This is a genomic window from Rhodococcus sp. PBTS 1, assembly GCF_001620025.1.
GTDB lineage: Bacteria > Actinomycetota > Actinomycetes > Mycobacteriales > Mycobacteriaceae > Rhodococcoides > Rhodococcoides kroppenstedtii.
Genome location: NZ_CP015219.1, coordinates 3,182,979 through 3,195,531 on the forward strand (window position 1 = coordinate 3,182,979; position 12,553 = coordinate 3,195,531).

Annotated in this window: 12 protein-coding genes, 1 pseudogene and 1 other annotated feature; of the genes and pseudogenes, 10 read left to right on the plus strand and 3 right to left on the minus strand. The window is 62.7% G+C overall.

Annotation, left to right across the window (positions count from 1 at the left end; all coding sequences use genetic code 11):
- Positions 1-94 precede the first annotated feature (94 nt).
- Positions 95-508, minus strand: coding sequence for a hypothetical protein (locus A3Q40_RS14585; protein WP_162269852.1), 414 nt, complete (start codon positions 506-508; stop codon positions 95-97).
- A gap of 79 nt (positions 509-587) precedes the next feature.
- Between A3Q40_RS14585 and A3Q40_RS14590 the strand changes: the two genes are divergently transcribed.
- Positions 588-830: a hypothetical protein gene (locus A3Q40_RS14590; RefSeq protein WP_068103213.1), complete on the plus strand. Its 243-nt coding sequence runs from the start codon at positions 588-590 to the stop codon at positions 828-830.
- 633 nt (positions 831-1,463) lie between these two features.
- On the opposite strand, the gene A3Q40_RS14600 is transcribed toward A3Q40_RS14590, so the two are convergent.
- Positions 1,464-1,724 (minus strand): helix-turn-helix domain-containing protein, encoded by a 261-nt coding sequence (locus tag A3Q40_RS14600; protein ID WP_068103216.1) that lies wholly within the window; start codon positions 1,722-1,724, stop codon positions 1,464-1,466.
- 231 nt (positions 1,725-1,955) lie between these two features.
- On the opposite strand from A3Q40_RS14600, the gene A3Q40_RS14605 reads away from it, so the two are divergent.
- The 9 genes and pseudogenes from A3Q40_RS14605 to A3Q40_RS14635 all read left to right on the plus strand — a co-directional run bounded on the left by A3Q40_RS14605 (position 1,956) and on the right by A3Q40_RS14635 (position 11,546).
- Positions 1,956-3,416, plus strand: a complete 1,461-nt coding sequence (locus tag A3Q40_RS14605; RefSeq protein ID WP_235606314.1) for a tyrosine-type recombinase/integrase — start codon at positions 1,956-1,958, stop codon at positions 3,414-3,416.
- 160 nt (positions 3,417-3,576) lie between these two features.
- A pseudogene (locus tag A3Q40_RS14615) lies at positions 3,577-4,837 on the plus strand (IS3 family transposase).
- Positions 3,861-3,991, plus strand: a sequence feature (AL1L pseudoknot). It overlaps the preceding pseudogene by 131 nt.
- Positions 4,838-4,960: 123 nt before the next feature.
- Positions 4,961-6,622, plus strand: coding sequence for a hypothetical protein (locus tag A3Q40_RS20310; protein WP_157889600.1), 1,662 nt, complete (start codon positions 4,961-4,963; stop codon positions 6,620-6,622).
- Positions 6,619-8,691 carry a hypothetical protein gene (locus A3Q40_RS20315; RefSeq protein WP_157889601.1) on the plus strand — a complete coding sequence of 691 codons (2,073 nt, stop codon included), beginning with the start codon at positions 6,619-6,621 and terminating at the stop codon, positions 8,689-8,691. Before A3Q40_RS20310 ends, A3Q40_RS20315 begins: the two co-directional genes overlap by 4 nt.
- On the plus strand, positions 8,688-9,104 hold the full coding sequence (locus A3Q40_RS20320) for a hypothetical protein (RefSeq protein ID WP_157889602.1): 417 nt from the start codon (positions 8,688-8,690) through the stop codon (positions 9,102-9,104). The genes A3Q40_RS20315 and A3Q40_RS20320 overlap by 4 nt, the downstream gene beginning before the upstream one ends.
- Positions 9,105-9,125: 21 nt before the next feature.
- Entirely contained in the window at positions 9,126-9,305 is a 180-nt protein-coding gene (locus tag A3Q40_RS14620; RefSeq protein WP_068103220.1) for a tautomerase family protein, read from the plus strand.
- 140 nt (positions 9,306-9,445) lie between these two features.
- Complete coding sequence (locus tag A3Q40_RS14625; RefSeq protein WP_068103222.1) at positions 9,446-10,294, plus strand: glycosyltransferase; 849 nt, start codon at positions 9,446-9,448, stop codon at positions 10,292-10,294.
- Positions 10,291-10,707, plus strand: coding sequence for an ester cyclase (locus A3Q40_RS14630; RefSeq protein ID WP_068103224.1), 417 nt, complete (start codon positions 10,291-10,293; stop codon positions 10,705-10,707). Before A3Q40_RS14625 ends, A3Q40_RS14630 begins: the two co-directional genes overlap by 4 nt.
- A 77-nt stretch (positions 10,708-10,784) precedes the next feature.
- The gene (locus A3Q40_RS14635; protein WP_068103226.1) at positions 10,785-11,546 is read left to right on the plus strand and encodes a GAF and ANTAR domain-containing protein; all 762 of its coding nucleotides are present in this window, start codon (positions 10,785-10,787) and stop codon (positions 11,544-11,546) included.
- A gap of 41 nt (positions 11,547-11,587) precedes the next feature.
- On the opposite strand, the gene A3Q40_RS14640 is transcribed toward A3Q40_RS14635, so the two are convergent.
- A complete protein-coding gene (locus A3Q40_RS14640) occupies positions 11,588-12,550 on the minus strand; it encodes a PDR/VanB family oxidoreductase (protein ID WP_068103227.1) in 963 nt (320 codons plus the stop codon).
- Positions 12,551-12,553 lie beyond the last annotated feature (3 nt).

Here is a 12,553-nt window from a genome sequence, read left to right on the forward strand (position 1 = left end):
GGTGTAGTCCGGGAACCCTTCGGTCCGCCAGAGGTGCTGGTGTTGCGTGGGGAAGCGAAACCGAACCTCACTATTTGCGTAGAGCGGTTCGGTGTCACAGTGGAGGCCGTACGACGTAGCCGAAGTACGCGCGATGGTCGAAATGACGAAACCGCTTGTATGTGCTGTCCTCGGCGGACATGTAGAGCGCAACCACTGCCGATTCGGTGACATCACCATCGCCGACGGACCACTCCAACTGCACGGGTTCACCGGCCTTGGAGACCTTCGAGTCCAGCGTCAGCCCATTCTGTGAGCTCATCAGATCCCAGCGGAGCGGACGATCCTGGGGGTCGGTGCCGGTTGCGATGAACCCCACTCGATCGCCGGGACGAAGGATCATTCCGGTGATCTGGTGCCCGACGACCTCACCCACGACCGGTCCGCTGCCGTCGATCCGGTGGCCCAGACTGTCGATGACTGACTCGATTCGAGGGTAGTACTCGCCCGCGGGATCTTGTTTGCTCATGTAGTGCGTCACCTGGTTTCGTATCTGGCCGGCGATCCCCGGAGAGCAAGTCCTGCTCGAATGCGAGCAGAGTGCGCCCGTGCGCGACAGCATTGCGCAGTTGTTCGAATCTCTCCAACAGTCGATAGGTGACCTGCTTCTTGTCGAGCGCCGGCATGAGCTGCTCCCAGTGCTTGTCGGCGATGGCGAGCAAATCGAAGAACTGTGCGTACGAAAGACCTGGGCCGTCGACGGCGGCAACTCCACGTTTGGTGCGAGCTGTCTCTGCTTCTGCTCGCTCGACCCACTGATCCTGCTGCTTCTCGGTCGAGACCTTGTTTAGCCAGTGATCACCGTAGTGTTCGCGATAGACATAGGCCATCAACTCGCGCAAAGCATTCTCGCAAGTCGTCAACGCGATTGTCGGCTCAAGGGTGGGCACTGCGACAGGATTCCACAACCGGCGACTGTCGCGATCACAGGCGTGGGACTACCCCTGCGGTCAGCTCAGGCTATTGGCGAACACCTGTCACCGGGTTGTTGTGTCGATCGAGCCGACCTGCCGCGAGATCGCTTTGCGCAGAGTCTGTCATCTTGCTGATGGCGGGCGTCTCGTTCTGCTGTACTCGTGCATCACTAGTAGTGCTGAGGTACGACGGCGGAATACGGAGGGCGCAACGCGAATGGCGAGGAATGTTGCGAGGAAGAACTTTGAATGGCCCCAGGCATTCAGCGATGAGATGGCTGAGCGCCGACTCGACTGGAACCTCGACGATCCGTCGCGAGTGCGTGCTCGGCAGGGCTTGACCAGCGAGAACACCTTTGTCATCGCGATGTTGAAACTGGCGCTCGAATCGCTCGATCAGCCGCGGAGCTCGAGGCGCTTGTGGGAGATAGTCCAGGAGATCGAGCTAGCCAAGCATCGTTGACCGCGAGCATCGATGACCAAGGCTTCAGGCCAACGCGTGATCATGACTCACTCGTCGACCTGCAGGAGTCTGCTGGCCGGCACTCCCAGTACCTCGGCGATGTCGAAGAGTCGTTCGTACAGAAGGCCTCTACGTCCGTGCTCGACTTGGATCAAGACGTTTCGCGTGACGCCCGACTCGAGTGCGAGGGATTCCTGGGTGAGGCCTCTCTCCAGTCGGAGGGTTCGAATCGTCAATCCCACGTGCGTCCTGTGCCGGGCCCAGGTGTCGACCCGAGCGGGGTCATTCTGGCTTGGTCGCGTCGGCACCCATCTAGTACCGGACAGTGGTGCAGGAAAGTCTGCCCTACTAGTAGTGCATCGGTAGTGCTACGCATGGAATCGCTGGATGCGGCCCATGTACAGATCGACAGGCTGAGCGGTTCGGGTAGGAGTTCAACGGTTCACTGGAGGTTGCCTTGTGCAGGCATGCGTTGTTGTCCTCGTGCCAGATTTGTCGAAATACGTGGCCGGCGTGGGTGCGCTGGGTAGGTTGCTGTCGTGACGAAGTCGAGGTGGCGCCTCTATCGCACAACGCACGACGCAATCCCCTCGCGGATGAACCTATCGTCGCTCGTCGACCAGCCTCCGCCCCGCGATGTTCCACCCGGGACTCCGTTTCTGCTTGGTCCTGACTTCGACTACGACGTCGATTTGAACCGGTTCTTTGCGTCTTCCTCAATGTTGTTGATGTCAGTCAACACTCAGGTCGGCTACGCGCGAGACATCGGTCAGTTCCTCACCTTCCTGTCGTCCGCTCGAGGACAACACGACTGGAAGAAGGCTCTCGAGACTGACTTCATCGCCTACTACTTCTGGCGATGTCGGGATGAGAGTGGGCCACGGGTCAGTGCAAGCACCTGGAATCGTGAGGTCGCGGCAATTAACAAGTTCTACCGCTGGCAACTGGCAGTTGGCATCGTCGATGGAAACCCGGTGCCCCAAAGAGTCGTTGGATCGACAAGTGCGGTCGATCGTCGGACACAGCGGGACGTGCCCGCCGCCGTGATGCACGGAGGCCGCCGAACCCGGATGCGCTGGCTACCGTCTGATTCGTACCGAAGATGGCGCGACGTGGGTATCCGGGGCTTTGACCCCAATGGGATGCCATCAACGGACTTCCGTGGCAGGTGGGCATCGAGGAACGCGACCTTCTGCGACTTGATGGTCCGCACCGGTTTGCGTCTATCTGAGCAAGCTGCCCTTCTAGTATCCGACGTGCCAAGAGACCCAACGAAGTCCGGCTATCAGCGATTTTGGTTGCCCGCCGCCGTGTCGAAGAACGGAGCGGCGCGATGGGTCTACGTGCCCTCTTCCGTCGCGAGAGACCTCGACGGCTACCTTCGATTCGACCGCTCCGAGGCGGTCGCTGAGGCGCGTGACGCACGCCGATACGAGCGAACTCCCGGTGCGATGGTGTTCGCCGGTGGCAAGGTGACTGTGTACCAGTCGTCCGGTGCGACAACCAGGCCGGCGAAGCTGGATGCCATGGATCGCGCTGAACGTCGGCGCATCCTCATCGAGACTCCCGAGGGGCTGGAGCCAGCAGCCCTCTGGCTCTCGGAGCGCGGTTTGCCAGTGGCGGTGCCGACGTGGAAATCCATGTTCAGGGCAGCGAATGCTCGTTGTGAAAGACAGGGTGTCTCGCTGCATTGCAGCGCACACACCCTGCGTCACTCCTTCGCGGTTCTCACCCTGGAGCAGTTGCAGCGTGGTCACATCAGCAAACTGTCGGAATTCAATCCGCAACAGCGCCAACACTATGTTCAGATCTTCGGTGACCCACTCGACTGGGTTCGACGATGCCTCGGCCACCGGTCGGTCGAGACGACACAGATCTACCTCCACGCTCTCGCCGAGTTGGAAATGGAAACCAGGATGGCGCTGATCTCCGATGCTTGGGATGACCCACGATTGTCGGCAGTCGGTACGGTCCAGTCGGAAATGGTGCCCGCATCGTGACGGGGCGAGGAGCCACCGGGCGCAGTCGGCCTGCTCGCATGCCCGGCCAGGGGTACGAACCTCCGTCAGCGGTCACTGGCATCGGCGCTGGGCTGAAGGCCGAGTTCATGAACCGTCCTGGGTCTGGTGGAGACTGTGATCTCACCAGGAGAATGCAGTCATGGCAGCACCGAGGAAGTTCGACGAGGAGACCCGCCAGCGGGCGGTGAGGATGTATCGGGAACGGGTCGCCGAGCACGGTGATTCGAAGCTGGCGGCTCGCAAGCACGTCGGTGCGTTGCTCGATGTCAAACCCGAGACGTTGCGCAATTGGATCGACAGAATTGATCGTGACGATCTGCCCGAAGGGACGTCGACGGTATCCGATCGCGATGCCGAGCTGAAAAAGTTGCAGCGTGAGAATGCCGAATTGCGCAGGGCCAACGAGATTCTCAAGACAGCATCGGCGTTTTTCGCGGCGGCGGAGGTCGACCGCCGACTGCGGTGATCGTCGATTACATCGACGGCTACCGCGACCGATTCGGGTCGCCCCGATCTGTTCCGTGCTCACCGAGCACGGAACGAAGATCGCCCCGTCCACCTACTACGCCGCCAAGAAGCGCGGCACCGTCTCCGCCGCCGCGTTGGTCGAGGCGTACGCCGCGAACACCGTCCACACGATGTTCGTGGCGAACCGGCGCCTATACGGGGTGCGCAAGATGTGGCACACCATGAAACGTGCCGGTCACGACGTCGGCCGTGATCAGGTCGGCCGGCTTATGAGTATCTGCGGAGCCGTCGGAGTGGTGCGGGGCCGCCGGCGCACGATCACCACCGAACGCGACGACCGGGCGCCGCGGCATCCGGACCTGATCGACCGGCGATGGGCCCTGCCGGACCGCCCGGATCAGTGGTGGGTTGCTGATTTCACCTACTGCTGGACGCTGGCAGGGTTCGTGTACACCTCCTTCGTCGTGGATGTGTTCTCCCGCCGGATCCTGGGGTGGCGGGTGATGACGACCAAGGCGACACCGCTGGTGACCGGTGTCCTCGAGCAAGCGTTGTTCACTCGCCGACGGGCCGACTTCGCTTTCACAGCAACGGGTTTGGTGTTCCACAGCGACGCCGGGTCGCAATATACGTCGATTGCCCTGAGCGAGGCTCTCGCCGAGTCCGGCATCGCCGGATCTATCGGGTCGGTCGGTGACGCGCTCGACAATGCATTGATGGAATCGACGATCGGACTCTACAAGTCGGAGCTGATCGACCGCCAACGGTCGTGGACCGGGCGCGCGGAGGTCGAGCGGGAGACCGCGGCGTGGGTGCACTGGTTCAACACCACCCGGGTGCACTCCTCGATCGGCTACACCTCGCCCATCGAGTACGAGAACGACTACCGTCAGAACAGCTCCACCGCCGCCTCCGACCGCGAGGTGGCCTGAACGAAGTCTCCATCAGGACCAGGACGGTTCATCATGGGAGAAGACGGCCGAAGCCTGGTGGTCCCCGTTGGGGCTCTCCCGTTGGAAGGCTGGCATAGACCGCTTGCGCAGACGATTGTCTGGATGGCCGCACCGACCGGAACATGGCGCACGGTGGCAACTGCGCGGCACAACTGGGGTGTATGGCGCGACTTCATCCTGTTCCTCGCCGAATTGCCTGTTCCCCCTGTACGGCCCGATGCTCTCACTGTCGAGCATGTCAAGGCCTACCACGCGTATCGACAGTCCCGATCTAGTGAGGCATATGCCTGGAAGGATCGGCAGTGTGTCGGGGTCTTGCTCCGGTCGGGTGAGATGAAGAGGTTGGTTCCAGCAGATGTTCTCGCGTTTGCGCGAGCTCGTGGGGTGGGGCAGGTGCCAGTACCGAAATCTGGTTACTCGGACGGAGAGCTGCACCGGCTCGTCACAGCCGCGAGGAGTGACGTGGTGGCGATTCGAAATCGTTTCGCCAAATCGTGCGTTCTCATCGAGAAGTTCCGTGAGGCCCCTGGTCAACTCGACGAGCCCGACCGTCGCGCGGCGTCGCTGCTCGTCGAGATCGCTGCAACGGGCGAGGCGCCACGCATCGTGCCGAAAGACCGACGCGAGCTGATGTCCAAACAGTTCGTGGTCTTGCCTGATCTTGTTCCGCTCCTGGTGTTGATGGTCGCTGTCACGGGATTGAACGTCGAATCGGTGAAGGAGTTGCCGGCGGCGCATCGCATCCTGGGCGACCGCGCCGTCGAAGTGGAGGTACTCAAGCGACGGCGCGGGTCAGGGCGCTGGCACACGACCGTGACTTGGGAAGTCGGCCAACCCGGCCGTGAACTCCACACGCCTGGGGGTCTGTATCTGTTGCTGCACAGACTCATGGGCCCTGGCAGGGACTGTTCCCAGACGGAATCGCTATGGTCCATCTGGCGAAACCCCACCGGTACACGCGACGGCAGTCGGCTCGCCTCCCACGTGGCGCCGTTCGCGACGCGACTCGACTCGACGTTCAACAACGCCAAATGGACTCGCCGGCATGGACTGCTGGCAGATCAGCTGTCACCACCGTCCGACGGAGATGGAGTCCAATCGTCCGCGAAGGAGCTTCTCCTCGAATTCAATCGCCTCAAGACTTCCGTGGACGTGCGCCGCACCAAAAGTCTCGGCGGGTATCTGCCTTCCGCGGCTCGCACCAACACGGTTCCGGTCTTGTACCGCAACTACCTTCGCAACGATCCCTATACGAGGGACTGGGCAGAGGAGATAATCGCCGAAGCGATGGTGGATGCGGAACAGGTCGCTCATGTCACCGCCCGGCGAGAGACGGTGGGCGGGAAAACCTCGCGCCGCTTCACCGGGACCGTGATTGTCGGCCAAGACAACCACGTCGCCACAGGGACAAACGCCGAAGGGTGCGTGGACGCGACTGAAGCGGCATGGTCAGCGTGCAGGAACCCAGCCCGCCACCCCGCATCGGAAAAGCCGTGCACAGTCAGCTTCATCGATTGCTTTTCGTGCGAGAACAGTGTCGTGAGCGGCCATCATCTACCTCAATTGATAGCGCTCTCCGACGATCTCGCGAATCGACGAGGCATGCTGTCGTCCGACGAGTGGGGTCACCGCTACGGGAGCGCGTGGGATGCGATCCACCGTGACATCCTGCCGAAGTTCACTCCCGCCGAAGTTGGACGAGCACGCGAACTTGCCGGCGAGTCAAGCCTGGAGCTAGTTGAAGAACCGTGGGAGTCGCCATGACGAGACCAGCCCAAACGTCGGTCGGTGGCGACGAACCGTCGATCGACCCGGACGAATTCGTGCTCCGCAAGCGCAGGCTTCGGGAGGACTTCAGCCTCGAGGAGACCCCACGTTTCCGCGACGCGGAGTGGCGCCTGGATGCCGCAATTCTCCAGAATCAAGCCGTAAGGCTCAAACTCCGATTCGACGGGATCCCTGAGCGGTATCGAAACACTGCGAAGGAGTTCATGCGAGCGCTATTGCTCGACAGTCCTGTAATTGGGGAAATGCCCCGAAGTATAACGACCATTCGATCAGACTTTGCCGGCCTTAAGGTCTTCCTGGGTTGGCTTCACGACCGTGAGGAAGCTAGCTGTAGAGATGGCCTGTCACTCCGGGACGTCAGGGCGGAGCACCTGCTGCTGTTCCAGATCCATCTCGTGTCGACCGTACCTGATTTTATTTTGCGACAGTCGCGACGCGCTCTGGTGCGGAGACTGTGGACGTACAGGCAGTACATGCCGACCGACCACCTCGCGATCGACCCGGCGACGATCAGCGTCGGGTGGCGTGAACCTCAGCCGCCCCGCCGCTTGGAGAACTCGACACCAAGAATCCCGGAGGAGATTCTGTCTCCCTTGCTGGATTGGTCAATGCGATTTGTCGACGAATTTTCTCCAGACATCATTGAGGCGCATTCGATTCGATTAAGGTGGGAAAATTCGAGGACGGGGGGCCTGCGCGGGGAGATGCTTGATGAGGCGTTGAGCCGCCTACTGCGAGAGCATGTCGATGGCGGAATTCCGCTTCCCGGCAATTCTGGCGCAGTGAACTTTACGCACATCAGCCGAATGATCGGATGCTCGCGGATTAGTGTTGCGCGACGAAGCGGGCAGATTCAGAGCACCGTTGAAACTGTGGGATTGGGAGAGTCACGCTACATATTTCCTCTGAACGGCACGATCGACGGCCATCAGTGGATCGACTACGTGCGAGTAAATTTGGATAGCCCTTATGGTCTACCGAAACTCACGCGAAGCCTCATTGCAGCCTGCTATGTAGTGATAGCGTTCCTTTCGGGTATGCGCGACAGTGAAGTCAAGCATCTCAAGCGCGGGTGCGTGCGTACGGTGCGTGACGAGAGGGGCGTCGCGTACAGGTGGTACGTTTCGGGCACCGCCTTCAAAGGGGAGCGGGATGCTGCGGGAACACCAGCTACTTGGGTGGTTGGCGAGCCGGTTGCGCGTGCCATCGCAGTCCTCGAACGGCTGCAGCCGAAGTCCCGAGACTGGCTTTTTGCGCATCTGGACGTTTCCTGCAGATATTCATCTAGCGAAAATAGAGTCTATTCATCGAAGGCGACGTGCAGTCAGGTGAAATCGCTGACTCTCTGGGTGAATGCGTACGTCGAAAGTCGCGCTCGGGATGACGGTATTCCCGACTGGCATTTCACTACGCGGCAGTTCCGTAGGACGCTTGCCTGGTTCATTGCGCGCCGTCCGGGCGGTTCGCTCGCCGGCGCGATTCAGTATCGACACCTAAGCGTTCAGATGTTCGAGGGGTACGCCGGAACCTCGGATAGCGGGTTCCGGGCGGAGGTGGAGGCCGAAGAGGCGCTCGCTCGTGGAGAGCACCTCCTTGCAATGATCGATAGTCATCAACACGAAGGCTTGGCGGGCCCCGCAGGTCAAGAAGCGATGACCAGGCTAAAGGGCTTCTCGGTCGAATCCGGGTTCGCTGGTCAGATAATCAATGACCCAAACAGGCTTAAGCGGATTATGAAGAAGGGCGGCCCCGAAGTGTATCCGGGGAGGTATGCCACCTGCGTATTCAATCCAGAAAAGGCACTGTGCAGGCATAAGACGGACCTGCATGGTTTTTCGCATCCGACCACCGAGGAATGCAAGCCATTGCACTGTCGGAACGTTGCCCTCACATCGGACAATATCGATACCTTGAGCGCGGAGGTGGCCAAGCTGCGGGCCGAGTTAGTGCGAAGTCAATTCCCGCCGCTCCTGCTCGATCGGCTTGCTCGCCGAGCTGAGCAGATTGAAGAATTCCTCGAGAAGAATGTCCGGAGCAAATCGTGAAGCCACGTGGTTCGATTCCTGACATTGATGACGTGCGGGTAGTGGTGCGGGACCTGAGCCGAGGAGAGGGAAGTGCGAGATTGAGCGTCCTGTCGATCGCGCGCCATTTTGGATTGTCCAACACAACGTTCCGCCGCCACTTCGCAGATGTCGTCGACGAGATCCGAACGATCAACAACATCGAACCCGTGTCCCGTGGGGGTGGTAGTCGGTCGACCGGACCTTGCCATGACTGTGATCGGCTTCGGAAAGAGAACTCGGTCCTGCGAGCCGACGTGGAGGCTGCTGCTGCCAGCGTGCAGCGCCTGGCCCTCGAGAACTACCGTTTGCGCCGCGAGCTCGAAGCGCTGAGCGGAGTCGTCAACATCGCGTCACGGAATCAAACGGGAGTGGTGTCCGAGGCGGTCGAATGAGGTTGTGACACAGTACTTCCTATGCCGATGATTCAGATCACTCAAACACCGGGGCTTACGAAGGAACGGAAGCGTGCGGTGATCGAAGCGGTCACCAGGGCGTATGCCGAGGCTGCCGGGAAGAACCCGGACAAGGTCTGGGTGACGATCACCGAGGTTCCCGGCGAGAACTGGGGGGTTGGGGGAGTGCCCTTGAGTTGAGGTCGTGGAACCCCTCAGCGCACCACGATAGCGGCGGCGGGCCGTACGGCGTCCGAGGTATTTCTCTGGTCATTGGTCAATCCGAAAGTACCGACACAATCGCGCAGACCAGCGCGGACGTCGCCCCCTTCAACAGCGGGATGCGTCATCGCACCGGGCGCTCCGCCCACCTCCGCAACCGCCTCGCCCACGCCGCGGTACGCCACCTTCTCTTCCGCCGCACACAGCAACTCGCGGCCCGGCTCGTCGCCGACGCGGGCGGTTCCCTGGACACGTTCGTCCTCGATTACTCGACCCTGTGCGATCGGTTCCTGCAGATGGGTCCGTCCGAGTTCGAATATGCCCGTTCCGATCTCGCCCCGAACACCGTCTTCGCCGGACCCGTCCCATCCCGACCCGGCCCACCGACGCCGCCACCGGGCTGGTGGGACGACATGGTCGCCGACCCCCGGCCTCTGATCCACGTCACCCAGGGAACCCTCGACAACCACGACCTGTCCCAGCTGATCGAGCCGACGCTGCACGCGCTGGCCGACGCCGACGTCCAGGTCGTCGTCAGCACCGGCGGCGCCCCCGTCGACACCATCGCGCAGTCGCTTCCGAACAACGCCCGCGCCGCGTCGTACCTCGACTACGACGCCCTCCTGCCGAGGACCGCGGTCATGATCACCAACGGCGGATACGGCGGCGTCCTCACAGCCCTGCGACACGGCGTGCCCGTCGTCGTCGCACCAGGAGCCGAGGACAAACCCGAGGTCGCCGCCCGCGTCCACCACGTCGGCGTCGGGATCGACCTGCGCACGCGGCGACCGACACCGTCCGCCATCCGTACCGCCGTCGACACCGCACTGACCTCACCCGACATCCGCCGCGCCGCCACAGGACTGCAGCACGCCATCGCTACCTACACACCACTCGAGACCGTGCGCACCGAACTCGCCGCCACCCTCACCGACCACGCAGCACGCACCGACTGGAGCCCGACATGACCGAAGCCCGCACCGTGATCGACCGCCACGTCGACGCGTTCAACAACCGCACACCCGACGCCGATCCCTGGGCCGACGACGCCGAGCTCGTCGCACCCGACGGTCCATTCACCGGCCGCGACAACGTCATCGCGTTCCTCGCCGCGTTCCAGTCCGCCTTCGGCGATGCCACCCTGACCATCGAGAGCGCCGTCACCGACGGTGGCCGTGCCGCGGTCGAGGGAACGTTCACCGGCACCCACGACGGACCCCTCCACACCCCGTCCGGCCCGGTCACCGCCACCGGCAAGACCGTGACGTTCCGCTGGAGCGCCACCTACTCCGTCGACCTCGACGCGAAGCTCCTGCGTTCCGAGCACCTGTACTTCGACCGACTCGACTTCCTCGCCCAGCTCGGACTCGTACCGAGCTGACAGTCGGGGGTAACGACCGACGACCACGGGCGGTGCCGGGAAGCATCACCCCGTCGACGCCGTGATGAAATGACCCCATGACTGCGGACGTCACGCGAGAATCGGTCGATCTTCGTATCGGCGGTGTCGTCCGCGAGATCGCGCGGCTCGGCGACGGCGACGACCACGTCGCCGAACTCCTCGATCGGCTGGTCGGCGAGACGGTCTCGTGCATCGAGGCCGCCGATCACTGCGGCATCGCCGTCGTCTTCGACGGGAGAACGTTCACCGCTGCTGCGTCGGCCCCGGCAATCGAACCGATCAACGACGAGCAGTTCGCGGTGGACGAGGGCCCGTGCCTCCACGCCGCCCGTACCGGGCGCGTCATCGAGGCGGACTGCACCCGGGCGGACGAGCGGTGGCCCGAATTCGGCGGTGCCGCTCGACAGGCCGGAGTGCGCTCGATGCTGTGTGCCCCCATTCACGTCGGCAAGGCCCCCGTCGGCTCGCTGACGTTGTTCTCCCTCTCGTCCGATTTGCTCGCCGAGCGGGAGGGTCGGGTTCTCGAACTGCTGGCGAACGCGGTGGGCGACGCCCTCGACCGACAGCGCCGACGCAGAACCCTCGAAGAGACCATCGCCGGTCTCCATGACGCGATGGACCACCGCGCTCCCATCGAGCAAGCCAAAGGCATCCTGATGGCCCTACGGTCGATCGATGCCGACGCGGCGTTCGCCGCGCTGTCCACCGAATCGCAACGCACCAACCGCAAACTACGAACGGTGGCGGCGGAGTTCGTGCAGTCGGTCAGCGCGGCTGCGCCGACAGGCGACGATCCGGGTGGGACGCCCGTGGCGTGAGCGGCGGTGCGGAGGGAGCCGAGCTGACGTGATCACCGTGCTCATGCGTCGAGCACCAGTTTGGTGGACCTCGCGCGGGAAACGCAGATCATCATCCTGTCTCCCGTCCGACGTTCGTCGTCGGTCAGGACGGAATCTCGGTGGTCGGGTTCGCCGAGCAGCACCGCGGTCTCGCACACGCCGCAGGTCCCCTCTTCGCAGGAGTACACGATGGGCACCCCCGCTTCGTCGGCGACATCGATGATCGAGCGGTTCGCGGGGACGGTGAGTGTGACGCCGGATTGCGCGAACTCCACCTCGAAGTCGGAGTCTTCGCCGGTCGGAGCAGGGTGCGCGACAGGTGCGAACCGTTCGGTGTGCAGCGAACCGGTCGGCCAGTGCCTGCTCGCGGCGTCGACGGCGTCGAGAAGTGGACCGGGGCCGCAGCAGTAGACGGCGGTGCCGTTCGTGGGTGTGGCCAGCAACTCGTCGAGGTCGAGAAACCCGTATTCGTCCTGGGGGCGTATCACTACCCGTGGACCACGAGCCTCCAGAAGATCGTGCGCGAAGGCCATCGAGGTACGGGTGCGTCCGCCGTAGACGAGCGTCCAGTCGGCTCCTGCGGCGTCCGCCGCCTCGATCATCGGGACGATCGGTGTGATGCCGATTCCTCCCGCGATGAACAGGTAACGCGGCGACGGTACGAGGACGAAGTGGTTGCGGGGCGCACTGACGGACACGGTGTCACCGGGTTCGAGTTCGTCTGCGATGTAGGAGGATCCGCCCCGGCCGGCGGGTTCCCGCAGGACCGCGACCTGGTACTGGTGGCGGTCCGCGGGCGAGGAGCACAGTGAGTACTGCCGGATCAGAGCCGGGGGTTTGCCCACGTGCAGATCGATGTGCGCGCCGGGTTCCCAAGGCGGGAGCATGTCGTGGTCCGGGCGTGCCAGGGTGAGACGGACGATTCCGTCGGCGACGCTGTCCTTGTCGAGGACGACCACGTCGAGGGTGTCGGGTGTAGGCATGGG

Excerpts from the sequence above, each read along its gene's own strand:
- A3Q40_RS14635 (WP_068103226.1), top strand. The coding sequence starts at position 10,785 with ATGACTGCGGACGTCACGCGAGAATCGGTCGATCTTCGTATCGGCGGT.
- A3Q40_RS14585 (WP_162269852.1), bottom strand. The coding sequence starts at position 508 with ATGAGCAAACAAGATCCCGCGGGCGAGTACTACCCTCGAATCGAGTCA.
- A3Q40_RS20310 (WP_157889600.1), top strand. The coding sequence starts at position 4,961 with ATGGCCGCACCGACCGGAACATGGCGCACGGTGGCAACTGCGCGGCAC.
- A3Q40_RS14625 (WP_068103222.1), top strand. The coding sequence starts at position 9,446 with ATGCGTCATCGCACCGGGCGCTCCGCCCACCTCCGCAACCGCCTCGCC.
- A3Q40_RS20315 (WP_157889601.1), top strand. The coding sequence starts at position 6,619 with ATGACGAGACCAGCCCAAACGTCGGTCGGTGGCGACGAACCGTCGATC.
- A3Q40_RS14630 (WP_068103224.1), top strand. The coding sequence starts at position 10,291 with ATGACCGAAGCCCGCACCGTGATCGACCGCCACGTCGACGCGTTCAAC.
- A3Q40_RS14620 (WP_068103220.1), top strand. The coding sequence starts at position 9,126 with ATGCCGATGATTCAGATCACTCAAACACCGGGGCTTACGAAGGAACGG.
- A3Q40_RS14640 (WP_068103227.1), bottom strand. The coding sequence starts at position 12,550 with ATGCCTACACCCGACACCCTCGACGTGGTCGTCCTCGACAAGGACAGC.